Below are 23,692 nucleotides of genomic sequence, written 5' to 3'. Positions count from 1 at the left end.
TGAAAATAGGAAACTATTGCGTTATCCGATATCTAAGCCAAAGTCCGTTGCAATGCGGGCAAGACCGCCTTGATAGCCTGATCCGACAGCTGAGAATTTCCATTCCCCGCCATGACGGTATAATTCACCTACAATAATGGCTGTCTCAATTGAGAAATCCTCTGCCAAATCGTAGCGAATGAGTTCTTCATTCGATGCTGCATTTAAAATACGTACATATGCGTTAGACACTTGTCCGAAATTTTGACTGCGTGCTTCTGCATCATGAATCGTAATGACAAATGAAATCTTCTCAATACTTGCTGGTACAGCTGCAAGGTCAACATTGACCTGCTCGTCATCTCCGTCCCCTTCGCCAGTGCGGTTATCGCCTGTATGTACGACACTTCCGCCTCCGCCAGTTGTTTGGTTGTAAAAGACAAAGTCAGATGGAGAGCTTGCTTTACCTGCCGCATCTAAAAGGAATACACTTGCGTCTAGATCAAAGTCATGTCCGCCGTCATACTTATTGACGTCCCAGCCAAGACCGACGACTACTTTTGTTAAACCCGGATTCGTTTTTGTTAAATCAATTTTTTGACCTTTCGCTAAAGAAATTCCCACTAGGAACCTCTCCCTTCTGTTTAAATATAGTTTCTCGTAATATCGGCAAGCTTCGCATCATTTGTACCATTTCCAAGCGCCGCAAACTTCCACTCATTCTCGTGGCGATAAAGTTCTCCGACGATTAACGAAGTTTTTCCTGCATAGTCATCTTTTAAATTATATTTCACTAATTCTTGATTGTTTGAACGATCAACGATGCGAATGTAAGCATTTTGAATCATACCAAAGTGTTGGTTTCTTCTAAGGGCATCATAAATGTTGACGACAAACACCAATTTATTCACATTACCCGGCACCTTGCTCAAGTTGACGAGGACTTGTTCATCATCTCCGTCTCCTTCACCAGTCAGGTTGTCACCTGTATGCTCCACACTGCCGCATTTGCTTTTTAGGTTGCCAAAATAAATCAAATCTTTATTTTCCGTAAACTTATCATTTTTCAGCATGAGCACTGAAGCATCACAATCAACATCAGCGCCGCCTCCACCGCCAAACAGCTTCCCTAAAAATCCGCCGCCTTTTGATACAGGGTCCCAGCCAAGTCCAACAAGAATATTTGTTAGCCCTGTTTTCCCTTTTGTTAAATCAATACGTTGACCTTTTTCTAATGTAATCGCCAAATCAATCACTCCTCCAGCATAATAAAAATCTATTTATTAAGCGATGGACCCTATTAAAATCATCATACATGAAAATTCGACAAAATTCATGAAATGACATTGGAGCCTCTTACTCTTTTTTCTATTTACTAGTATATACGATCTATGTTCAAGATAGGTTTCAAACACTTTATATTTTTTTAACGAAAGATGCACATTGGAAATGGTTCATGTCGTTAATGAAGTGTTTCATGTGAAACATTGTCGAAAGTTCCCGATGAACAGCTCTTGCTGATAACGAGTGTATTGATGTGGTTTCATATGTTGATATAGAAAAGATAAAAGCAAAGGATCAAAGGATAAACCCTTTCGTTTCCTTCCACCTATGGATTTCTTTATACTTATATTCAGCATGTTGATGAAAGGATGTTGATGATGCCATCACTTCATATATTAGATCAAGTCGCCATTCCTAAAGGTCAGACAGCGCAGGAGACATTGATTCACACAACGCAGCTGGCTCAGCTGGCTGAAACGCTTGGATATGAGCGCTATTGGTTCGCTGAACACCACAGCACAAGAGGGCTCGCTAGTACAGCGCCTGAAATATTAATGGCTCATATTGCGGCTCATACATCGACCTTGCGTACCGGATCTGGCGGCATTTTACTTCCTCAGTACAGTCCTTTTAAAGTAGCAGAGGTCACGCGGCAGCTTGAAGCCCTTTATCCTGGACGGATTGAGATCGGAGTCGGCAAATCTCCGGGCGGGATTGAAAGGACGAGACTCGCTTTGACGGACGGCGTGCATAAAGACCTGTCTCAGTTTGACCGCCAGCTGAAGGACCTTCTTTTTTACTTATCAGACAGCCTGCCTTCTGGCCATCCGCATGCAGGCGTGAAAGCTGCTCCGCTTGTTGATGCTCATCCGCCGGTTTGGCTGCTCGGACTTGGAGAAAATAGTGCCATGCAGGCGGCGAAGCTTGGGATCAACTATATTTTTGGCCACTTTATCCATCCTGCACGCGGCACACAAGCATTTGAGACTTATCGATCACACTTTTCTCCATCTGTCTTTTCCAGCCAGCCACAATCTATGTTTGCCATCTTTGTCATCTGCGGTGAAACAGATGAAGAAGCAGACAGGATCGCCAGCAGTACAGATTTATGGCTGCTGCGTGTTGAAAAAGGACTGGACAGCCGCGTTCCTTCTATAGAAGAAGCAAATGCCTATCACTACACCACACAGGAAAAGAAAAAAGTGCTGCAAAACCGCCAGCGGATGATTGTCGGCTCGAAGGAAACGGTGAAAGAGCAATTACAGATCTTGATGGACCGCTATCAAACGGATGACATCATGATTCTGAACAATTCCTTTGATCCGATTGAAAAACAACGTTCCTTCAAGAGAATAGCAGAATTATTTTGAAGCCAGCTTTCCAGGCTTCTTTTTTACATTGTCATAAAAAATGGGAAATGTAACATCAAGATGTCAAAATCCTTCCGTCTGTCATCTGATCGCAAATGTGTCTTCTAATCGTTAGCGAACTGTAAACGCATAAGAGGTGTACCTTTTATATAGTAGAGGTACATATTCAATGACCGGTTTACGCCGCTGAGAAAGAAGGAGATGACAGACATGAAAAAGAGACTCGATTGGGTAGATGCAGCTAAAGGAATTGGCATTCTGCTCGTGGTCATGGCGCATGTGCCCATTCCAGATTCGCTCAAGCAATTCATTTACTCTTTTCATATGCCGCTTTTCTTTTTACTATCAGGCATGATGTTTCGATCATCCTCATCCCCTGCTCTGTCATTTATTCAGAAAAAAGCCAAAAGCTTACTCTTGCCCTATCTCTATTTCTCCATCATTACGTATGTATTTTGGTTCTCTGTTACCCGCTTCTTCGCATTCAAGGGACAAACGGATATTGACCCTTTCGTTCCGTTTACAGGTATTTTCATATCCAATGCAGATGAAGCAAGACTCACACATAATCCAGCGATTTGGTTTTTAACAACGCTCTTTTTAGTGGAAATTTTATTTTTCTTTATGCATCGTCTTTCAAAAGGAAAAACCGCTGCCGTGATCTTGCTGACTGTTCTTTGCGGAAGTGCTGGATATGCCTCTACCTTGCTTTTAGATCAAAGTCTTCCTTGGAACGCCAATGTCGCCTTGACGGCTGTTGTGTTTTATTCAATTGGATTTTTAGCAAAGCAATGGTTTGTGGAATTAAAAACAGATCCAACCCTTCTGTTATGTACAGGTCTGCTTGTGCTGACGGCTTACATGCAGAGCTTTAATTCACGGATCGATATGCGCGTCAACGACTACGGTGATCTCTTTATTTTCTATGCATGTGCTCTGCTCGGTTCAGCTGCCGTGATTTATTTAAGCTTTAAATTGAAAACTTCCCCTATTTTGACGTATCTAGGGCGAAATTCTATTGTCATTCTTGTCTTGCAGTTTGCCGGCATCGATATCATGAAAGCATTTGTTTTTTATGGACTTGGTATCAATATTGCTGATACAGCACAGCTCTCTTGGACACTTTTTTATACGATCGGCACATTGCTGCTCATGGTGCCATGTATCTCCTTCCTGAGCAAGTATCCGATGCTGCTCGGCAAAACAGCCAAAGCGGCACAACGCTACGAACAAAAAACATCCGCCGGATGAACAGGCGGATGTTTTTTGGATTAATCATTAATTTGAGAGGGATAAAGTGTCATTCCGCCATCCACAAATAAGGTGGTGCCTGTGATATATGCCGCTTCCTTAGAAACGAGGAATGCAGCAGCGGACCCAATCTCCTTCGGTTCACCAAAGGTTCTCATCGGAATTTTCTCAAGCTGCTTTTGTTTTTTCAATTCATCCTGTAAATCATCATTCGATTCGGTTGCCATGGTACCCGGCGCAATCGCGTTGATTCGAATACCCGCTTCGGCATAATCAAGAGCCAGCGTCTTCGTCATCATATTCATTCCGCCCTTTGAAGTGGAATAATGAACATTGAACGGGCGCGGAATTTCCTGATGGACACTGGAAATGTTTAAAATGGACCCTTTGATGTCATGCTCCATCATATAGGCGAGCGCAGCCTTTGCGCCTAAAAATGCACCTGTGATATTCACATCGATGACGTTTTGCCATTGCTCCAGCGTCATCTCATGCGGCAGCGCTTCTTCGCCGTTGAAGCCTGAATTATTGACGAATACATCTACTGTACCGAAATGCTCCAGTGCTGTATCCATGATGGCTTGGATGCCTTCCTCTTTGGAGACATCTGCGTGTACTTTCACCGCCCCACCTCCGTGCTTCTGAATGGCTTGTACGGTCTCTTCAGCTCCATCTTCATCGCCTTTATAGTTCACAACCACATTCATTTCCTCTTGTCCAAACCGCAATGCGATCGCTTGTCCAATTCCTTTTGAAGAGCCTGTGACAATGGCTGTTTTCCCTTTTAAATCTTGATACATCTTTATTTCCTCCATTCACGTGCTTCATCTTGTTGATACACAATGGTTACCCATTTTGGAAAAAACAAAAACACAACCCTCTGTATTCGTACTCTAAGAGGATTGTGCGTTTCATCAAGCTAAAAGGTGTTATAGACATTTTCACACGTTTCGGCGGTTGGCTGATAAAAGCAATGCGACTTATACCTTGCCACAAACGGCTGATTGTACCAAGTCGCCGGACAATCGCCAGGCGGTTTAAAATACCAAAGGCTGAATTTTGCCGGCCAAAAACGTTCTCCGTTAATATTTCTCCGCGCAAGTGTTTTTTCCGTTTCTCGTGCTCGTTGATAAAAGTAACCATGCGTGACCGCTTCGAATGCATGCTCCTGATAAATCATTTGTGGAATCGTACGCAGCCCTTTAAAGTCAGAGCAGTTGGCACGCAAACGATTGATGCCCACGTTTCCTACGAGCAGCATCCCTCGCCTCCCTTCACCTTCTGCCTCTGCTCTCAGCAGTCTGGCCATTAAATCAATATCAGAGCTTGTCGCTCTTACCACTGCCATATATCCACCTCCAGTTCGTTTCTCTTTTATTTTATGTAGTGTTTCTGTGTAGATGACTGCCATTTTTACATGAAAAAGCATGTTCAGTGTCGGCAGCCTGTCTAAATTTGCTGGACATGTGTCTCGCTGCCAACAACACTCAAACCAAGTGACCATATACATAACAGGAAGAAATATTCATTACTATATACTCATTTACAAGTCATAAAAATCCTTCTAATTGCGACATCATCTTCAAAAACAGTCATTTGAACCTATTCAATAATCCGACTCAAAACCTTAAAATATAAAATGTTGAGTTTCTACAGGAGATATCAAATAATAAATTACAAGTTTCTCCTCTCAACTTAGTGTCATTTTTACTACTTGAAGCCAATCAACCTCAGAAACGCACTGAGGTATTGACAGTACTTTCGCTTCATTCTACAGTAAAAAACATACAGTATTTTTCTTTTTGTGCAAAAAGAACGATATGAACTACAGCTTTTCAATGAAATTCATCATAAACCCGAGGAGGAAAACACGCCATGTTTAAAAAGAAATTATCCCTGTTTCTTCTGATCTTGTGTGTAACTGTTGTCGCTGCTGCTTGTAGTGGTGGAAAAGACAAAACAGCTGCGAAAGAAAACGATACCAAAAAATCTCTTGATGCAGCAGAGGTAAAGGTAGAAAGTGCTGAGTACACATTACCACCTCAATACGATACATCTGTACAGGATGATCAGTATGTACTAAAAGTGAATGTATCTGTAAAAAATATCAGCAAAGAGCCTCTCAATGTTGATAAAAGCAACTTCACGCTTTACCAAGATGACGCACAGGTATCTACGATCTCTCCAGATGACTACAACGAAGTATTATCTTCAAGCTCTTTAAATGCAGACAAAGTCACAAAAGGCGGTCTTTTCTTTGTTGTTGATAAAGAAAAAGACTATCAGCTTGTGTACACAGAGCCAGGCAGTGGTTCTAAAAAAGATGACAAAACACTAGAGTTCGATATTAAAGGTAAAGACTTAATGAAAAAAGCAGATACACTTCAAGCATCTGCAAAAGCTCTTTCTTCTTATATTGATGTAATGATTTTTGGTAAGAAAAACGACGATTTCGAAAAACTAACAGGTGATAACAAATCAACTGTTGTGAACGAATTTGATAAATCATTCAAGCAAGGCTATATCACTTCTTCTGGTATTTCTTCTAGCTCAGCGAAGGACGAAAACCTTGATAAGCTTTTAAAAGCAGTGAAAGAAACATTAGCTGAAAAATCAAAAGTATCAACAAAAACAAAATCCATCAGTGGTGATAAAGCTGTCGTGACTGTGACTCTGACACCAATCGATGCAAGTCCGCTTGTCGATCGTTTGAAAGAGAAAGCAACTGAGTTCTACAGCAAAAACCGTTCAGCTTCTTACGATGAAGCGCAAAAATACTTACTTTCGATTTACCCAGATGAGTTTAAAAAATTAGGACCATCATCTTCTGAAGAAACAGTAGAAGTCAACATGAAGAAAAATGATATCGACCAATGGAAACTTGATTTGAACGATTACAAAACAAGCTCATTAGTTGAGAAATTCATCAAGAACTAAAGGAAAACCCCCGATTCCGGGGGTTTTTTGTTATGATTTATCACCTGGTTTGGTGATCGTGAACCCCCTCTATCATCAAAAACCAGAATATAGTCAAGTTATCTTACCCTTGACAACATTTCTTTCTATAATCAGTGTTCCATTTCTTTAGCTTGTCACTATGAGATATACAATCCTGATTATTCTTTTTTGTACTTAAGATTTTTTTCTGCTTATTTGTGTTAAATATGACATGTAAACTCAAAATAAAAAAAGGTTCTCCTCACTCTTTATTTCTATTGAACTATATTATAAATCTAGCCACTCATTATAAAAGTAAACCATCATTTTCATTCACCCACTCTTTTTCTATTTAAGTTATTCCTTAATAAAACTCTTCGAGATATAAATAATTTCATTTTTATAATGTATTCAAAAAAAGGTTCTTTATACTCATTTTTAAGGTAATTTTAAACTTTTTATCATTATTATTATGCTAGAATTAGTAACCACATCAAAGAGAAAATTTACCATGGAAAATGATCTTGTCTAATAAAATGTCTTAGCTTCTGAAACCTTCGAATGTATAGATACTAATGTGAACTCAATAATATTGTTTATCCAACAATTCAAATCTCAAAATATTATTAGACTACTAGAAGTTAGTTGACAAAAGAGAAAAAAGTTATGTTATCAAATACTCGATTTACAAAAAGAGTTATCTGATGTTGTCGAAAAAATCTTATTTAGAGATACATTAGTGATATCTTTCATGAAAATTCAGAAACATACCAAGACTTATTGGGGGTACGATCGATTATTAAAAAAGGCTAGGAGGAAATGATTATTGAAAGAGTGAGAAGATATGATTGATAAAATTCTAAAGTTAAAGAAATGGTTGATTTTATTTGTTTTTATAATGGTGATTTTATTCTTTGGAGTGTTTAGTTTTTTGCTAAAAGATAATTTAAAAAATGAAACTATTAGTACGAGAGAATTAAATGAAAAAATTAAAGTCGCGGTTTTAGATAGTGGAATAAATAAGAATCATAAAGATTTAAAAGGTAAGATTGTAAAAGAATTTAATCCGATAGATTCATCCATTGAGTCTGAAAATAAATTAAGTCATGGTACATCAATCGCAGGAATAATTACAGCAAACAACACTAACAGTGAAGTTACTGGCGTTACACAAAATGTCGAACTATATTCTGTTAAAGTGATCAAAAATGATGGAAAGATTGAAAGACAGGGTTTTATAGATGGTTTTAAGTGGGCTATATCTCAAAATGTAGATATTATTAATTTAAGTTTAGGTTTTCAAAAGGATTTCCCCGAATTAAGGGAGTTAGTGGACGATGCCGTAAAAAAAGGAATTATTATTGTTGCTGCTAGTGGTAATACTTATGGTTTAAATAGTCAATTTCCAGCTCGCTACGATAATGTTATTTCTGTCGGGGCAATTGATTCAAAGAATAAAGTACCACAATTCTCTGCTATAGGAAAAGTTGATTTTTTTGCCCCCGGTGTTAATGTTTTATCGTTAAATAATAAAGGAGGAAATTCTGTTTATACAGGATCTTCTTATTCGACAGCTTACATAACGGGCGTAATTGCCGATTATCTTTATAAAGAGAAAATTAATAAAGATGAAAAGAGCTTTTCACAGGTTTATACCTATCTGGAGAGTTCATCTACGGAAATGCTGGATAATAAAAGTAAGATTATTCAGGATTTCAATTTTAAAAAATAACGGAGGAATTGTTATATGTGGTTAAAAGTTAAAAGTAAAATTATAATATTACTGGTGTTTTTCTTAGTTGCTAGTCTATTTCCAAACAATCATACCAAGGCAGAAGAAATTGATAATAATATGATTGTTGATGAAGAAGTTGTTTCAGAGATGTTAGAAGATAGTTTATCTGAAGAAAATATTTCTGTTGATAATTTTGAAATATCAAATGATGAATTGGTTTTAGATACTTCAATGAATGACGCGGAAGGAAATAAGGTTGAAGCTACTCTCAATGTAGAACCTGGTGCAGATAGTTTTAATTTAACTACAAGAGAATTCAATGAAGTTGGTGAAGAAATATCAAAGGAATATGAAATAAAAATTAACCAATTTAAAGACGATGAGTTTGAAGCGACTTTTGAAGATGTTGAAACAGAGGAAATTTTCACCTATAATTCAGAGGAAGGTACAGCTTCATTCGCCTTTTTAATACCAGTGGGAATAGCAATATCACCTGCAGTTATGACTGCTTTATTTCATACTGGTGCGGTGATTGTTGTTGCAGGGACTGGTTATGTAATTGCTACACAAGCCAACAAGCACAGGTCTAAAAACAAAAAAAAATATAATCATTTTCAAGCTGTTATCAAAAACGGCGGAGTATATGTTGGAAAAGGACTAAGTAAATCGAAAGCAATCGCTAGAATGAAGTCAAAAAAGGATATTTGGTCTATTTCTTCTAATCAGGCAAAAGGTGTTGCAGCTGGAGCTAATCGAAGTGGTAAACCAATAAATGAAGTAGATAAATACAAAAATAAGCCCAAGAAAGGGCATTATTATCACTGGCATCCCTATAAAAGAACTCCAAAAGCTCATTCATTCTACGGAGGTCCTGTTAAATAATTAATAGAGGTGAATCATGTATAATTACGAAAAGCTATATAAACAGTATTTATATAAAAAAGATCAATTGATTTTTACTAAAGAACGAGTTGCTGAGATTATAACGTCTAAATTTAAAGCCAGAGAATTTTCAAAAACAAAGATTTTAGATTTAGTGAATGATGATCACTTTGAATATACTAAGATATATAAATGTTTTGTCATTGATGATCCGAGTCTATTGATTCAATTGTTTTCAGATGAGGAAAAAAAGAATCATCGTGAAGAAATACTTGATAATCGTGAACATCCCTTAAACCCCAAGAGAGTCAAAGAATGGGAGTATAATCACTTATTGCTTGATGAACAAGAAGGTAGAAGAATTGATATCATTTTAGAAAGTAAAGATGGGTTATATATTTCAGAATCTCAAGTAAGAGCTAGTTGCGAAAAGCTTGATAGGTATTTAAATGCTTTAATTGTAGGTGCAATTATTGAAAATGGGTTAGAAGATTATCCAGTTGATATTCATGACGAGTATTTTCAATTTTATTTAGAGAACTTGGATCAATTCGGTTTCTTAAACTGAAAAATACGATGTTCGGCATTCACCTGAAAACGCCCTCTATCAAAGAGGGCGTTTCTTTATTTTGCAAGCATCCATTTCTCTTTCATAAACAAGCTTCTGACGATGACAAACAGGATGACGACTGCCAAGGCTGAGGAGCCGAGTGTCAGGGCGATGGACATTGGATCGATGATACCAAACATCAATTGCTTACACAGCGCATGAATATTGAGGAATGGGATGGCAAAGTAATACGTATCTAGCTGCGTAGCACCTGCTCTCATGGTAAAGAACATTGGGAGCACACCTAGTGTAATGATCATGGACATGTACGATTGCGCTTCTTTGACTGAACCCGACATCACACTGAGCAGCAATTCAATCATGGATACCATGAAGGAGAAGATGATAAGCGCCGCAAACATAACGCCGATAATGCTCCACATTTGATCACCAAAGTTCAGAGCTTGCTTCAGCTTTTCTGTAAAGAGCAAAGTAGATAGAAGCAACATGCCGATCGCCACAATCCCACTTAAAATACCGAACATAGAGACAGCGAGCCATTTTCCGATGAGAATCTGGAGTCTGCTGGCCGGCGTCAGAAACAACGCTTCAATGGATTTTCGGTCTTTTTCACCTGCTACAATATCAAGCGCTGCCGGCAAAGCACCTGAGATCACGGAGGTCACCAAAATCATTGGAAGGAGAATCGACAACAGCATAGCGGTCACTCCGTTTTCCCCTTCATCACCTTCTTCTACATCAACGGACTGCACTTCAAACGGATGAATAACGGACGTATCGATTTGATCCGCTGCTAAGCGCTTCTCGACCACCTGGTTTTGATACTGCTCCAGCAATGATTGCAGCATTTGAACGGTGATCACTGAATCATCATCTGTCGTATATCCATGAATTTTAATGGCGAATGGCTTTTGATGCTTGAGCATATCGCCTGCCTCTTTCGGCATTTCTAGGTAAGCATTTGCCTCCCCATCCTTGACGGCTTGCTGCGGATCATCAAATGTTTCAAGGTTTAGGTTTTTGACCTCTTTGATCATTTGGTTCATTTCGGCTGGAAGCTGTTCATTGATGGCGACTGTATAGGCTTTATCCCCTGGATCTGCAATCATGCTTTCATAAAAGAACACCAGTCCAAGCATGGTCAAAAGAGGAATCAGTACGGTTAAGAGCAACGTTTTTCGATCCCTTAGCGCATCTGTCATTTCTTTCAAAAAGACGGTTTTCCACATTATGAAATCCCCCTAGCTAGCTTCGACATAAAGATATAGTTCAAGTCTTCACTTTGTTCCTGTGCATATAATTCTGGAAGTGTCCCTTTGTACACAAGCTCTCCTTGATGAATCATCATGACACTGTCACAAAGCTGGCTGACTTCTTCCATGATGTGGCTTGAAAAGAGGATCGTTTTATTTTGCTGCTTGAGCTGATGAATAAAATCTCTGAAAATATTACTCGACGTGATATCTAAGCCTGTTGTCGGCTCATCAAATAAGATAATGTCAGGATCATGAATTAAGGTTCTGGCAATCGCCACCTTTTGTTTCATCCCTCTTGAGAATCCTTTCACCTTGCGATCCATATATTGTCTCATTCCAAAACGCTTTGCCAAATCCTCTATTCTTGCTTTGATTTCATGCTGATCTAAGCCATATAATTTGCCAAAGTATTCAAGATTTTCTCTTGCCGTCAAACGGTCGTAAAGTCCCGTCTCTCCGCCAAACAAAACACCAATTCGTTTTTTCACTTCTGTTGCTTCTTTCACTGTATCAAAGCCTGCGACAGTGACTGATCCGTGTGTAGGCTCTAATAATGTGGCTACGGCGCGCAATAATGTCGTTTTTCCTGCACCATTTTCTCCTAAGATACCAACGACTTCCCCTTCCTTCACGGAGAACGTCATATGTTTCATCGCTTTCACGACTTTTTTCTTATCTTTAAACCAGCAGCTGCAATCGCTGAGAGTAATCATTTGGTTCGCCCCTTTCAACTTTACTTTCTAAGTCTATGATAGAAAAAATAATGCCTGCCTGATATAAAAATGTCGCGAAACGTCCTTTTTCTGTCTTGAAATGATCTATTTCAAAAAAACAAATGGTAAAATAGACAAATAATAAGAATAGTCATAGGTGATTTTTATGATAAAAGTAGGTCTCGTCGATGATTACCGAGTAGATTTAGAAAAGCTGCACGCCATTGTAGGCAGGATGGAGGCTGTGGACATTGTCTTTGTCACGCAGTCAGCAGAGGATGCATATGAGAAGGTCAAAAAAGGAGACATTGATCTGTTGTTCGCTGACATTGAAATGCCTGGAATGTCCGGCTATGAACTAGCGGACCTCATTCACTCTCACGCACTGAATGTCGATGTGGTCTTTGTGACAGGAAACAGTGGATATGCGGTCCATGCGTTTGATTTGAATGTACATGATTATATTATGAAGCCCTACCATGCTGATCGAATTGCGAAATGCTTAGAGCGTTATATGTCCACCAAGCAGGAGAAAAGCATTCATGGACGGCTTCTCATTAAACAGCAGTCAGATATTCATGTGCTGCAGAAAAAAGATGTCATTTTTGTTGAACGAACGGGCCGCTCAACAACTATCGTGACAACGACAGGAGATATTCAGACCTATCAGACATTAAATGAGCTAAAGGGCGATCTGGCTGAAAAGGATTTTATCCGCTCCCACCGATCGTTTATCATCAATATTCATTACATTAAGAATTTCTCGGCGTATGCTAAAAATTCGTATATCGTGTCTTTTGAAGGTACAGATAAAAAAGCCATGATGACCAAGCAGCAATTAGAATTCTTTAAGAAATACTATTTTTAAGGAGAACGAACGTGAACGCTTTCTATCTTGGATTTCGCATTTATGCCCTCATATGGTTAGGTCTTGCGTTTCATGCAGCTGCTGAAGCCTTTCTGCCGTTACCATCCATTATGTTGTGGCTTCTTACCTTTTGCGCGATGTGTGTTTATACATTTTTCATGTACAAAAGATTTTTGCCTCATACGAGTGGTGATGTGATATTAGGCACTTTTCTACTCATCACCTGCGCAGGTCTTTTGCTGTTTGTAACGCAACCGAATGGGCTGACCTATCTTTTGGCGCTCATCATGATGGTGACAGTTGATATCCTCTCATTGAAGGTGATGCAGACAGAAAAACAGTTAAATGGACGGCTTCAAGAGCTCATAAAAGCAGAATCAAGAACCAACGAATTACTTCTTGAGATGCGCAGTAAACATCATGAAACAGCCAGACATTTAAATGCCTTTTCCTCGTCGAACGACGAGCGTGAGATCAAAGATTTGATTCAGCAATACGTCAAACATTTCCCATGGATGAAAGGCGAAAATGCTTATTTGGCCTCTACCCTACACTCCTTTTTGGAGCGGGCTGAGAAAGAGGACATTGCACTTTCACTAGACCTTCAAGCACCCTTTTCATCGCTTCCCTTTTCAAAGGCGGATCAGGTTAGTTTTACTGGCAACCTGCTTGATAATGCCCTAGATGCAGCGATTGAAGCGAAGCAAGCCGGAAAAGAGGGCAGCATCTCGGTCACGACCTCTATTCGGAGCGGATTATTTTTAATCCATTGTGAAAACAGCACAAAAGGTATGAAAAAACACGTGCTAGATCATTTATTCAAAACTTTTGGCCGTTCGACAAAAGGCGGCGATCATCAAGGCATGGGGACGTATATCATTCAACAGCTTGTTGAAAAGGCAGACGGTACACTTGATTTCACTTACCGTTCTCCAAATTTGCGGCTCGTCATCAAAATCCCTCTCACCATGTCATAAAAAAAAGGTGCATAGCTGCACCTTTTTTTAGTGTTAAGAGAAGATTTTATCAATTTGATTGATTTCCTCTTCTGTTAATTGAACATCGTTTGTTTTTAGGTTTTGCAGCACTTGGTCTGCTCGTTTTGCCCCTGGAATAATAGCATCAATGCCATCCTGCGCTAAGAGCCAAGCGAGTGCGACGTGTGCTGTTTCTGCATTCTTTGATTGAGCAATGGCTTTTAGCTTGTCTACTTTTTCGAGATTTGAAAGGAATGCATCGCCTTGGAAAAGCGGGTCCTTTGCTCGAATATCATCAAATGTCGCATCCTTTGTAAATTTCCCGGTCAACAAGCCTGATGCCAATGGGAAATAAGGAATAAAGGAGATCCCATGCTCGACGCAGTATGGAAGAAGATCCTGCTCTGCCTGACGTTTCAGCAGAGAATACTCCGATTGAAGCACGTCTAAGTAGCCATCTCGATTAAAGGCTTGAAGCTGTTCAAAATCAAGGTTTGATGCACCGATTGCCCTGATTTTTCCTTCATCCTTCAATTCCTTTAATGTGCCTGCTACTTCTTCGAGCGGCGTGCGTCCATCCGGGAAATGCATATAGTACAAGTCAATATAATCAGTTTGCAGCCGTTTCAGGCTATTTTCGACCTGCCCTCTTAAGAAATCTCGGCTGTTATCAAGTTCAATTTGGCCGTTTACTTCCTTATGAGCCCCTTTTGTCGCAAGGACAAGCTTTTCTCTGCCGCCTCTTTTGGCAATGATCTCACCGATTAATTCCTCTGAACGGCCCAGCCCATAAATAAAAGCAGAATCTAGGAAATTGACACCTTGATCAAGAGCCGTCTCCACAAGCTCCCGTCCAGCATCCTCACTTAGATTCGGGAATAAATTATGTCCGCCTACTGCATTCGTACCAAGCCCTATCGGATTTACCTGCAAATCAGTTCGTCCAAGCGTTACCTTTTTCAAAAGCTCATCTCCCTTATCTACATAATCATCCTTATTTTCCCACGAATCATTTCCAACATTCAAGTATACCGCTCTCTAAAAATCAACCTGCAGGTGGACGCTGCGAAAATAGAAGATGCGTATGATGAAGATAGACTAAAACGAAAAGGAGATCTTCTCATGACCATTCAAATTGTCATCATTATGATTATTCTGCTTTTAAGAACAGGCAAGGAAAAAGAAATCCGCCCCATCAGGCTTCTCATAGGACCGCTCATTTTATTAGGCACACTCTCTTATTCCTTTACCCAGCATATTGAAATTACGGCGATGAGCCTGCTTGCAATGATTGTCTTTGCACTCACAGGTTTTGCAATCGGGCTATGGAGAGGTAAACTATACAAAGTAACATATGATCAACAGTCGGGGCGTATCACCGCCGCCAGCTCACTCTATGGAACACTTTTTTTCATTGGAATCATCCTTATCCGGATGACAGTAGGTTCAATTGTACAGGATGGCGGTCATTCCCTGATTATTTTCGCAAATGGCCTGACATTCCTTCCAATCGGCAGTATGATCGGATTACGTTTTATTCTTTTAAAAAAATATATGAACATCAAGGCATCTGCTGCTATTAACTGACAGACAGGAGTTTTTGATATGAACCTTCAGCAGCCACTCAAGCTTTTAGGTCAAATAAGGCGAAAATTTGTATTAGGCCTTGTATTGATCTATATGTATATTCAAATGTATGAGCCCCTTTCAATAGGCGAATTGGTGTTTCGAACCTTCGTCTATTTGGTGTTTCTCCTTTGTCTTTTTCCAAAAAGCAAGCTGTCACCTAAAAAGCAATTTTCTATGCTCTTCTTAATGTGGATTCTGACACATCTCTTGTGGCTGGTAACAGGTCAGATTCAAGACAGTATTGGGCTGACCTTTTTTATGATTGGCTTTATCGCTTTTCGTTTTTCAGAGGCGCATCACCCCTATCTATTTGCTATCATCTTTTTCACTAGTGGGCTCAGCTATTATGTAAACGATTTTTCTTGGAACATGGTGATCACTCTCCCGCTATTCCAGCTGCTTGTGTATACACTTGTTTTGATTTCTAGAATGCGGCGGCGTGAACAGGAATTAAAGGAAGAACACTTCGGAGAATTGCAATTGGTTCACAAGGAATTATCAGAAGCCCATGAACAATTGAAAAAGGCGCATATGGAGCTTGAAGAAGCGACCGTTCAATCTCTCCAATTTGCAGTGCTGGAGGAGCGAAGCAGAATTGCACGTGACCTGCATGACAGCATCGGACACCAATTAACCTCGATGATTGTCCAGCTGCAGTCTTTGCCCTACCGTTTAAAGCAGGAAGAACCAGAGCAGATGGAGCAGACGTTTCAGGAGCTGATCCATATTTCTAAAAATTGTCTCACCGAAGTTCGTTCTGTGGTTCATCATATGGCGTCAGATGATGCAGGTCTCGGACTTGCCGGACTTCGCAGCCTCATCAAGCAAGGAGAGATATCGGGTGAGCTTGACATTCACTTTCATACAGAGCAGCTTACGTATAAAAAATGGCCGCTCTCCGTTTCTGAACTGCTTTACCGCATTTTACAAGAAGCCATCACCAATACAATTCGCCATGCCAAGGCGACCGCGATGACCATTACGCTATATAACCACCAGCATGAGCTGATGATGAACATTGAAGACGATGGATATTTGACCAGCGAAAAAGATCTTTCATTTGGCTTTGGGCTGTCAGGCATGAAGGCACGGTGTGACGCAGCAGGCGGTTCCCTCAAGACGTCCATACGCGAGCCGCACGGCTTCTGTATTCATATTCAAATTCCTATCAAGGAGGACTCCAAGGCATGACAAACCCTATTAAGATTGGCATTATTGATGATCAGCCGCTGATCCGCCAAGGATTTCGTTATATTGCAAGCGCTCAAGAGGATATTAACGTCATATGGGAGGCGTCAGACGGTCAGGAGGCGGTTACGCTTTGCTCGACCAACACTCCAGACGTACTGCTGATGGATGTACAAATGCCTGGAATGGATGGCATCACAGCAACAGAGCACATTTTAAAAAAGCTTCCAGATGTAAAAGTTGTGATTCTCACGACCTTTGATACGGAAGAATACGTCTTTGACGGAATTCGTGCAGGGGCAGTCGGTTATTTGCTGAAGGATACAATGCCTGAGGAATTAATTGAGGCCATCCGCACCGCCTTTGCTGGTGAATCTGTCTTTCGAACGGCAGCCTCTGAGCACATGATGGCACGAGCTCTTCAGCAGGCAAATGATACACATCACACTCATCTGCTTCACGAATCATTCACAGAACGTGAACGCGATGTATTACAGCAAATGGCCTATGGCTTAAAGAATGAAGACATTGCTGATCAATTATTTATCAGCAAAAGTACGGTAAAAACGCATGTGCACCGTATTTTACAAAAGCTCAATGCACAAGACCGTACACAGGCTGTCGTCTTCGCCATCCGGCACCGCCTCGTGAAATAAAAACTACCTTCACTTCAAGATTTTTATACAAAAAACATTTAAAACCTAAAATAAATCTATAAATCAATACTTATTAACTAGTATATTGTGCTTATTTAATTCCTTATTTTATAGATGATTGTGTTAAAAATGATCAAAAATAGGGACTAAAACCTATTCCTCATCATGAATGAATTTCGATAGAATGAATAGTGCAAATCGTCATTAGGATATTTTCCCCTTTAACACCCGAATATACCATTCTATCTGTTTCTTTTTTCTTAGTCAGATAGCGGGAATGAAATGACGAAAGAAAAGCAAAGGAGCATCAACTGTGAATCTTAAAAAAATAAGTGCACTCCTCATGATTTCATTCGTGATGATCATCTCTGCAGCCTGCCAGAGCTCAGCCAAATCAACCGACGCTGATCAAAAGTCAACGAAAACAGCAGAGGTAAAAGTTAATAGCTACGAATATACGTTACCAGAAGACTCAACAACTACCCTGAGAGACAATGAATTGGTACTAAAAGTCAATCTGACGATCACAAATAAAGGTGACAAAGCCCTTTCATTATATAACTCTGACTTCTCCCTTTATCAGGACGATGCCAAAGTATCTGATTTAAAATTCTACGGCAGCAAAGACCGTCTTGACCTTGGTTCATTGAACAAAGGCAAGTCACTTTCAGGAGCACTTTATTTCCTAGTAGACAAAGGGAAAAAATATCAGTTTGTTTATCAGGACAGCATCAAGAAAAACAGTGATTCCATCCAAATCGACCTAGATGGAAACAAAATACTAGATTCAGCAAAAAAGCTGGATAACCCAGCAAAAGCGTTATCCGCTTATACCGATATTATTGTTTTTGATAAAAAGAACGATGAATTCGCAGATTTAACAGGTGACAACCAATCGGATGTCGTCAATAAATACCATGAGATGTTTGTAAAAGACTTCAAAAGAAGTGCAGGAATATACGGAAATGAAGTGAGTGACCGAGATATTCTGTCGATGTACAAACGCATTCAAAACACCATGAAGGATAAAGCCAAAGTAGAAACAAGTGTGAAAACCATCTCTGATGACGAAGCAAAAGTTGTCGCTCAAGTAACAGGCATTGATGCTTCTAACTTAAAAGACAAGCTAGACAAGCAAAGAGACGAGTTTTACAACGGAAAAATCCGTTCAAAAGAAGAATTGTATAAAAAAAGCTTAAACATGTACGCATCTGAATTCGAAAAACTTCCTCCCGTTTCCAGCCCAGCTGAATATGAAGTGAAAATGAAACGTAATGGGGATGGTCAATGGAAAATTGACCTCAACGATTATAATACAGAGCAGTACATGAGTGGTTTTATTAAAACGAGATAATCTAAAAAAAGACGCTGGCCTCTGAAGGTGCCGCGTCTTTTTTATATTATACTGTCGCCTCTTGCTCTTCTTTCACCGCTTTTTCGATATCTTTAAAACGGCTCGATACAGTCGACGCACTAATACCATACTTTTTCGCTACTTGTGCTTGAGATAGCGGGGCATCGCTTGCAAGTGAATGAATGTAGTATTCGATTCCGGCAGCAAATGACGCTGCTTTACGGATCACAGGTGATTTCTGATCACAGTAGGCTTTCCAAACCGTTAAAGCACCATCTGTCAGGCTTTGGTCACCGTGCTCCTTCATTCCGTCTTCAATCAGCTTAGCAGTTTCCAGCTGGACGTCACTTGCCCAGTCCATACGATCTGCTGATAGACCTGCATCGCCTTCTGTTTGAGCAGGTGTCTCTGATTCTTCTACTTCTTGCTTCGCAAACATACACTTCAGCACATCAGGAAATGATTCTCTCATAAATGTGCTGCGCGCTCCTCCATTTGCTTCATATGCGTCAACAAGCTGGCGGACCTGAAGAAGAAGAGTATCTGTAAACTCTTTCGCAAACATCGTATATTGAATGAAAAACTCTGCCTTTTCTTCAAATTGAACAGGAAAACCGAGCACGAGACTTCCCTTTTCAGGCAGTACCGTTTGATCAGGTTTTACATCTACTTCAACCTTCTCCGCTGTTATCATATTCTCAAAGTAAAGAGACTCGTCCGTTTTTTCATTTAATAAAAGCAATGATGGCTCCATGTCTGTCCAAGACTGGACCACTTGTCTTGTTTTCGGACGGGTAATATCCTCTGCCTTCTTCGTCAGGAATTCTTGGAAAATGGTCTCTTTCTGATCAGTTAATGGACGGAAGAAGATGCCCCATACACTCAAATGGAAAACTGAGATTTGTTGCGTTTCTTTATCCATATCTGCAAGGAAAGAAAACTCATTAATGAATTGATTGATCGCTCTTTGATGCTTAGAAAAAGCATAATTCATTAAATCCTTTTGGACTTGTACAGCTTCCTTAAACACAAGCTCAGACGTTTGTTCTCCGCCTGATTTTTGACCACAGCAATGTTTATATTTTTTTCCGCTTCCGCAAGGGCAGAGCGCATTTCGTTTAATTTTTCCCAAAATAAAACCTCCGACATTCTAGTCTAACCTCACTATTTTAACAAACGATTGCACAGGAGGGTTTCATTTTCAAGAAAAAAGAAAAATCAGAATGATCAGTTAAATTATAAAAACACCTGAAGATCACGATAGATCATAGGAAAGACAGACTTCCTCTGTTTATTTTCTCCAATCATACCAACAGATTTTCCTCAGCTCATTCCTTCTAATAACTGCTTTGCCTCAAAATAAAAGATTTGTACGAATTTCTTTGTATTGACTCTGCCCGTCGATCCTGCGGGAGAAGATGTCTTCTGCATTTCTTTCATTCTTTGGCTGACATCGGTAAAATCGAAAAACTTCGACGCGTAGTGCTCAAACTTAGGATTTGAGAAATCTGTTAATCCTAGTGAGGCAAAATGATTCAAGGAATGATGAATAGCTCGTCTAATCCGCTGCTCCGCCGCTTTCACTTCCCGCATCACCTCTACATCGGTTGCATCATGAGCCAGTTTTCTTTCTGCTGTTTTGATAAACAGCTGCTTTAGCGGCGGGAAATTGACCTCATGAGAATTGGCTGACTGTGTTTCATGTAAGTAGATGAGTATCTCCAGTAAATCTTTAGAGCCGCTCTCGCCGACAATTCCCAGCTCAGATAAGAGGAACTCCCCAGCTTCTTTCATCGTCCTTCTCTTCGCCTCAGCGCCCGCACCTTGAGAAATCACAGGCTCTAATGGCAGCACGTGGCGAAGAGAGGCTTGTATATCGTAAATCGATTTTTCCAGCTTGATACGCTCCATGACTTTTCGAATCACACTGACGATTTCAATGCGATTGACAGGCTTATGGATATAATATTCAATCCCTAGTTCATAGGCTTCTGCCATCATCTCTTTCGCCTCTACTTGGGAAATCATAATGACCTTGCCTTTGAATTCAGGGTGGATATGGCGGATGGTTTGAATGCCATCTCTAGCAGGCATTAAAAGATCAATCAAAAGGATGTCTACTTTCTTGAGGTTCAGTGAATGTGCCTCTAATCCAACTCCGTCACCCGCTTCATCTACGACCTCTCCCAAATCCTCATCCTCAATGATTTGACCTAAAATCGAGCGTATTGCACGATCATCATCTGCAATGAAGAATCGCATACACTCACCCTCTCTGTATTAAATTTTGTATAGGAAGGACAAGCAGAAATGCTGTACCTTTTGTTTCTTTTGGTTCGATTTGAATATGACCGCCAAGCTCTTGTACCAGCTCTCTCACATAGGATAAGCCAATCCCAGTAGACGGTGTTCCAAATGCATCAAATTTGGAGGTATACCCTGGATCAAACACAATCTCTCTCATTTTTTTAGGAATCCCTGGTCCATCATCTTCAATCCGAATCTCTATTTTATCATGACTTCCTTTCAATTCGAGTGAGATCATCCCGGTATCTTTTATTGCTTCGACTGCATTGGCCATTAAATTATTAATCAGCGATAAGAAAATAAACACATGATAATCATGCAGATGAATGCCCTTTATATCAGATGTAAAGGAGATGTTTTTCCCAAGAGATAGAGCATACTTCTCTTGAATGCGGATCACAATTTGAACGAGCTCTTCCGCCTTCATATAGTCTTGCATATTTTCCTTCGAAATCAGCTTTGAAAGCCCAGCATAAATACGCTGATTATCCTTTTTCACTTCATGAATTTCTCCTGCAAGCTTTAACAGCTCCTGACTCAATTTTTTCCCTGCTTCGTGTTCATGCAGCAGACGGTAAAGCCGGTATGATTCCTGTGTAATATGCTCTGTATGTTTTAACGTTTTCTTTAAATGCACCGTTTCTTCGTATAAATTCGATATGACCATCATCATATGCTCATTTTGTTTCATGATCTGCTTTTCTCTTGATTGCGCCTCATACAGCTTCATCATATTAAAAAAACTGATCACCACAAAGCTGTGAGCAAACGCAATGAGGAACATATCGCTCAGCTTTGATAAGGTCATCGTTGTATCAAACACTAAAAATTGTACAAACAGCTCGACAAAATCAGCAACTAATTCAATCATCAGGCCGATGATCCCAATGAAAATAGAGCGCTGTTTAAAGCGTCCCGTACGGACGGCAAAAAACAGGAAAGCATAAGTGAAATAGAAAAAGAAGCTTGGGAATTGCTGATAAAATGAAGAAGCTAGATCAGCATTCTGCTGAATCAAATCTAAGCCTACCCGAAAAAGTACAATAGCTGTGCCTGTTAAAAATCCCGGCAATAGCGGTCTAGATTTTCTTAAGAGTAATAAGCAAAAGAAAAACGCAGGTGCGCCAAAGCTGATGCGAAACGTCTCATTCACAGGATAAAACTTCAGCTCTCCTGCAAGCGGCACAATGACCATCATAAAAATTAAAATGAATGCGTCCTTTTTGACAAGCTGATTTAAACTCAAATGACTGACATCCCTTCCCCTGTTTGCATAGCCACAGTATACAAGGAGTCTCTTTTCTCCACAATGTACAAAAAAATAATTTTCACTGCTCCTTTTATCCTCAAAACCCTTTTTTATGACTATTCTCCGGGGCAGCAAGGTGACCTTTCAGCTATTCAGTGTTTTGAGCATTGACGACAATAATCGACAGACTGATTTTTATTTGTAAGTTTTTCTGTAGATTTACGTCAGATTGTGTAGTTTCCAAGATAAATTGAATGAACAATTTTAGTGAAACTATATGTAAGCGTTTTCTGAATTTTCACTAAAAACCCTTTTTGTTTTTCCGCCGACAATGCCTTCATTTGTACATATATTTAGGTGTAAAGGAGTGGTGCAAGCAGCGCATGACAAGTTCTTTGAAGATGTGTAACATGTTTTCGTGCCTATTTGATCGCATTTTTTGTCATCCGCCAATTCAATAGGGTACTTTTTGATTTTTGATTGGAGGAATCGTATGAAAACAGCAATTTCTAAAAATACACAACACGCATGCCAGTCTTCTGTTGATCAATGGGCAGAAGAAATACGTCCGTATTACACAAACGGGCAGAATGCTGGCTACATTCCAGCACTTGGAAAAGTGAATTCCTCTCAACTTGGTATCAGCGTGATAGGCCCAGATGGATCATCTGTACGATATGGTGATTGGGACGTTCCCTTTACCCTGCAAAGTATCTCAAAAGTCATCAGCTTTATAGCTGCCTGTTTAGGAAGAGGCGTACCTTACGTCTTGGATCGGGTAGATGTAGAGCCAACTGGTGATGCATTTAATTCCATCTACCGTCTTGAGATGCACAAACCAGGGAAGCCCTTTAATCCAATGATTAATGCTGGAGCTATTACCGTATCCTCCATCCTTCCCGGAAAGACTTCTACAGAAAAGCTAGCATATATTTTCGATTTAATCGAAAACTTAATAGGTAAGCGTCCTTCTGTTAATGAAGAGGTTTATCAATCAGAATGGGCAACTGCACATCGAAATCGGGCACTTGCTTATTATTTAAAGGAAACCAATTATTTAGAATCGGATGTCGAGGACACGTTAGAAGTGTATTTAAAGCAATGTTCCATCGAGGTCACAACAGAGGACATCGCCTTGATTGGACTGATTATATCAAGTGATGGCTACCATCCCTTTAAACAAGTCCAAGTCATCCCAAAGGATATCGCCAGACTAACAAAGGCATTGATGCTGACATGCGGCATGTATAATGCGTCTGGGAATTTTGCTGCTTTCGTAGGCGTTCCAGCCAAAAGTGGTGTGTCTGGAGGCATTATGGCTTGCGTTCCGCCAAGCGCAAGAAGAGAGTTCCCGTTTCAGACAGGCTGTGGAATTGGCATTTACGGTCCCGCCATTGACGATTGCGGAAATAGTATTACCGGTGTCATGATGCTGAAAAAGCTCGCCAAAGAGTGGGATCTCAGTATTTTTTAAAAAGAACAGTGA

23 protein-coding genes are annotated in these 23,692 nt (G+C 40.0%); 13 read left to right on the top strand and 10 right to left on the bottom strand.

The annotated features are described in order from the left end of the window. Positions 1-21 precede the first annotated feature (21 nt). Together NSS80_RS01585 and NSS80_RS01580 are read right to left on the bottom strand one after the other, a co-directional pair. Positions 22-603 carry a TerD family protein gene (locus NSS80_RS01585; protein WP_039176267.1) on the bottom strand — a complete coding sequence of 194 codons (582 nt, stop codon included), beginning with the start codon at positions 601-603 and terminating at the stop codon, positions 22-24. A gap of 20 nt (positions 604-623) precedes the next feature. Further along, positions 624-1,226, bottom strand: a complete 603-nt coding sequence (locus NSS80_RS01580; RefSeq protein WP_034283211.1) for a TerD family protein — start codon at positions 1,224-1,226, stop codon at positions 624-626. Positions 1,227-1,640: 414 nt separating this feature from the next. Between NSS80_RS01580 and NSS80_RS01575 the strand changes: the two genes are divergently transcribed. Both NSS80_RS01575 and NSS80_RS01570 read left to right on the top strand, forming a co-directional pair. Next, positions 1,641-2,633 carry an LLM class flavin-dependent oxidoreductase gene (locus tag NSS80_RS01575; RefSeq protein WP_317222247.1) on the top strand — a complete coding sequence of 331 codons (993 nt, stop codon included), beginning with the start codon at positions 1,641-1,643 and terminating at the stop codon, positions 2,631-2,633. A 210-nt stretch (positions 2,634-2,843) separates the two neighbouring features. Next, positions 2,844-3,884, top strand: a complete 1,041-nt coding sequence (locus NSS80_RS01570; RefSeq protein WP_317222248.1) for an acyltransferase family protein — start codon at positions 2,844-2,846, stop codon at positions 3,882-3,884. A gap of 20 nt (positions 3,885-3,904) precedes the next feature. On the opposite strand, the gene NSS80_RS01565 is transcribed toward NSS80_RS01570, so the two are convergent. Next, on the bottom strand, positions 3,905-4,684 hold the full coding sequence (locus tag NSS80_RS01565; protein WP_034283207.1) for a glucose 1-dehydrogenase: 780 nt from the start codon (positions 4,682-4,684) through the stop codon (positions 3,905-3,907). Positions 4,685-4,803: 119 nt separating this feature from the next. Further along, positions 4,804-5,232, bottom strand: a complete 429-nt coding sequence (locus tag NSS80_RS01560) for a cell wall hydrolase (protein ID WP_024424361.1) — start codon at positions 5,230-5,232, stop codon at positions 4,804-4,806. 527 nt (positions 5,233-5,759) lie between these two features. On the opposite strand from NSS80_RS01560, the gene NSS80_RS01555 reads away from it, so the two are divergent. From NSS80_RS01555 to NSS80_RS01540, 4 genes are all read left to right on the top strand, one after another. After that, positions 5,760-6,821 carry a DUF4352 domain-containing protein gene (locus NSS80_RS01555; protein ID WP_041116540.1) on the top strand — a complete coding sequence of 354 codons (1,062 nt, stop codon included), beginning with the start codon at positions 5,760-5,762 and terminating at the stop codon, positions 6,819-6,821. Positions 6,822-7,665: 844 nt separating this feature from the next. Further along, entirely contained in the window at positions 7,666-8,553 is an 888-nt protein-coding gene (locus NSS80_RS01550) for a S8 family serine peptidase (RefSeq protein WP_052470340.1), read from the top strand. Between the two features lie 15 nt (positions 8,554-8,568). Continuing rightward, a complete protein-coding gene (locus NSS80_RS01545) occupies positions 8,569-9,438 on the top strand; it encodes an SAR2788 family putative toxin (protein ID WP_317222249.1) in 870 nt (289 codons plus the stop codon). A gap of 16 nt (positions 9,439-9,454) precedes the next feature. Then, positions 9,455-10,006, top strand: coding sequence for a hypothetical protein (locus tag NSS80_RS01540; protein WP_041116537.1), 552 nt, complete (start codon positions 9,455-9,457; stop codon positions 10,004-10,006). A 56-nt stretch (positions 10,007-10,062) separates the two neighbouring features. Here the strand turns inward: NSS80_RS01540 and NSS80_RS01535 are convergent, their stop codons facing one another. Further along, the gene (locus tag NSS80_RS01535; RefSeq protein WP_024424364.1) at positions 10,063-11,238 is read right to left on the bottom strand and encodes an ABC transporter permease; all 1,176 of its coding nucleotides are present in this window, start codon (positions 11,236-11,238) and stop codon (positions 10,063-10,065) included. Continuing rightward, positions 11,238-11,978 (bottom strand): ATP-binding cassette domain-containing protein, encoded by a 741-nt coding sequence (locus NSS80_RS01530; protein ID WP_041116533.1) that lies wholly within the window; start codon positions 11,976-11,978, stop codon positions 11,238-11,240. Before NSS80_RS01530 ends, NSS80_RS01535 begins: the two co-directional genes overlap by 1 nt. Before the next feature lie 166 nt (positions 11,979-12,144). Between NSS80_RS01530 and NSS80_RS01525 the strand changes: the two genes are divergently transcribed. Both NSS80_RS01525 and NSS80_RS01520 read left to right on the top strand, forming a co-directional pair. Continuing rightward, a complete protein-coding gene (locus tag NSS80_RS01525; RefSeq protein WP_041116531.1) occupies positions 12,145-12,846 on the top strand; it encodes a LytTR family DNA-binding domain-containing protein in 702 nt (233 codons plus the stop codon). An 11-nt stretch (positions 12,847-12,857) separates the two neighbouring features. Then, the gene (locus NSS80_RS01520; RefSeq protein WP_317222250.1) at positions 12,858-13,823 is read left to right on the top strand and encodes a GHKL domain-containing protein; all 966 of its coding nucleotides are present in this window, start codon (positions 12,858-12,860) and stop codon (positions 13,821-13,823) included. Between the two features lie 33 nt (positions 13,824-13,856). Here NSS80_RS01520 and NSS80_RS01515 read toward each other — a convergent pair whose 3' ends face one another. Beyond that, positions 13,857-14,786 (bottom strand): aldo/keto reductase, encoded by a 930-nt coding sequence (locus NSS80_RS01515; RefSeq protein ID WP_034283198.1) that lies wholly within the window; start codon positions 14,784-14,786, stop codon positions 13,857-13,859. A 159-nt stretch (positions 14,787-14,945) separates the two neighbouring features. On the opposite strand from NSS80_RS01515, the gene NSS80_RS01510 reads away from it, so the two are divergent. From NSS80_RS01510 to NSS80_RS01495, 4 genes are all read left to right on the top strand, one after another. Further along, the gene (locus tag NSS80_RS01510) at positions 14,946-15,410 is read left to right on the top strand and encodes a DUF1453 domain-containing protein (RefSeq protein WP_231293948.1); all 465 of its coding nucleotides are present in this window, start codon (positions 14,946-14,948) and stop codon (positions 15,408-15,410) included. An 18-nt stretch (positions 15,411-15,428) separates the two neighbouring features. After that, on the top strand, positions 15,429-16,643 hold the full coding sequence (locus NSS80_RS01505; RefSeq protein WP_041116527.1) for a sensor histidine kinase: 1,215 nt from the start codon (positions 15,429-15,431) through the stop codon (positions 16,641-16,643). After that, on the top strand, positions 16,640-17,296 hold the full coding sequence (locus NSS80_RS01500; RefSeq protein ID WP_034283194.1) for a response regulator transcription factor: 657 nt from the start codon (positions 16,640-16,642) through the stop codon (positions 17,294-17,296). Before NSS80_RS01505 ends, NSS80_RS01500 begins: the two co-directional genes overlap by 4 nt. Before the next feature lie 313 nt (positions 17,297-17,609). Continuing rightward, complete coding sequence (locus NSS80_RS01495; protein ID WP_056764972.1) at positions 17,610-18,650, top strand: DUF4352 domain-containing protein; 1,041 nt, start codon at positions 17,610-17,612, stop codon at positions 18,648-18,650. 46 nt (positions 18,651-18,696) lie between these two features. Here NSS80_RS01495 and NSS80_RS01490 read toward each other — a convergent pair whose 3' ends face one another. From NSS80_RS01490 to NSS80_RS01480, 3 genes are all read right to left on the bottom strand, one after another. Further along, positions 18,697-19,782, bottom strand: a complete 1,086-nt coding sequence (locus NSS80_RS01490; protein WP_034283189.1) for an SEC-C metal-binding domain-containing protein — start codon at positions 19,780-19,782, stop codon at positions 18,697-18,699. A gap of 191 nt (positions 19,783-19,973) precedes the next feature. Next, positions 19,974-20,912, bottom strand: a complete 939-nt coding sequence (locus NSS80_RS01485) for a response regulator (RefSeq protein WP_252050041.1) — start codon at positions 20,910-20,912, stop codon at positions 19,974-19,976. A gap of 4 nt (positions 20,913-20,916) precedes the next feature. Further along, positions 20,917-22,203: a sensor histidine kinase gene (locus NSS80_RS01480; RefSeq protein ID WP_041116524.1), complete on the bottom strand. Its 1,287-nt coding sequence runs from the start codon at positions 22,201-22,203 to the stop codon at positions 20,917-20,919. 496 nt (positions 22,204-22,699) lie between these two features. Here NSS80_RS01480 and NSS80_RS01475 point away from each other — a divergent pair, with 496 nt between their 5' ends. Then, the gene (locus NSS80_RS01475; protein ID WP_024427212.1) at positions 22,700-23,680 is read left to right on the top strand and encodes a glutaminase; all 981 of its coding nucleotides are present in this window, start codon (positions 22,700-22,702) and stop codon (positions 23,678-23,680) included. The last annotated feature ends 12 nt before the right edge of the window (positions 23,681-23,692 follow it).

This window comes from Bacillus sp. FSL M8-0350 (genome assembly GCF_038593345.1).
GTDB lineage: Bacteria > Bacillota > Bacilli > Bacillales > Bacillaceae > Bacillus > Bacillus safensis.
Note: the sequence above shows the minus strand (reverse complement) of the source record. Positions and strands in the feature narration are given on the sequence as shown.

Excerpts from the sequence above, each read along its gene's own strand:
- NSS80_RS01535 (WP_024424364.1), bottom strand. The coding sequence starts at position 11,238 with ATGTGGAAAACCGTCTTTTTGAAAGAAATGACAGATGCGCTAAGGGAT.
- NSS80_RS01550 (WP_052470340.1), top strand. The coding sequence starts at position 7,666 with ATGATTGATAAAATTCTAAAGTTAAAGAAATGGTTGATTTTATTTGTT.
- NSS80_RS01545 (WP_317222249.1), top strand. The coding sequence starts at position 8,569 with ATGTGGTTAAAAGTTAAAAGTAAAATTATAATATTACTGGTGTTTTTC.
- NSS80_RS01525 (WP_041116531.1), top strand. The coding sequence starts at position 12,145 with ATGATAAAAGTAGGTCTCGTCGATGATTACCGAGTAGATTTAGAAAAG.
- NSS80_RS01570 (WP_317222248.1), top strand. The coding sequence starts at position 2,844 with ATGAAAAAGAGACTCGATTGGGTAGATGCAGCTAAAGGAATTGGCATT.
- NSS80_RS01575 (WP_317222247.1), top strand. The coding sequence starts at position 1,641 with ATGCCATCACTTCATATATTAGATCAAGTCGCCATTCCTAAAGGTCAG.
- NSS80_RS01475 (WP_024427212.1), top strand. The coding sequence starts at position 22,700 with ATGAAAACAGCAATTTCTAAAAATACACAACACGCATGCCAGTCTTCT.
- NSS80_RS01560 (WP_024424361.1), bottom strand. The coding sequence starts at position 5,232 with ATGGCAGTGGTAAGAGCGACAAGCTCTGATATTGATTTAATGGCCAGA.
- NSS80_RS01510 (WP_231293948.1), top strand. The coding sequence starts at position 14,946 with ATGACCATTCAAATTGTCATCATTATGATTATTCTGCTTTTAAGAACA.
- NSS80_RS01505 (WP_041116527.1), top strand. The coding sequence starts at position 15,429 with ATGAACCTTCAGCAGCCACTCAAGCTTTTAGGTCAAATAAGGCGAAAA.
- NSS80_RS01540 (WP_041116537.1), top strand. The coding sequence starts at position 9,455 with ATGTATAATTACGAAAAGCTATATAAACAGTATTTATATAAAAAAGAT.
- NSS80_RS01500 (WP_034283194.1), top strand. The coding sequence starts at position 16,640 with ATGACAAACCCTATTAAGATTGGCATTATTGATGATCAGCCGCTGATC.
- NSS80_RS01565 (WP_034283207.1), bottom strand. The coding sequence starts at position 4,684 with ATGTATCAAGATTTAAAAGGGAAAACAGCCATTGTCACAGGCTCTTCA.
- NSS80_RS01530 (WP_041116533.1), bottom strand. The coding sequence starts at position 11,978 with ATGATTACTCTCAGCGATTGCAGCTGCTGGTTTAAAGATAAGAAAAAA.
- NSS80_RS01485 (WP_252050041.1), bottom strand. The coding sequence starts at position 20,912 with ATGCGATTCTTCATTGCAGATGATGATCGTGCAATACGCTCGATTTTA.
- NSS80_RS01555 (WP_041116540.1), top strand. The coding sequence starts at position 5,760 with ATGTTTAAAAAGAAATTATCCCTGTTTCTTCTGATCTTGTGTGTAACT.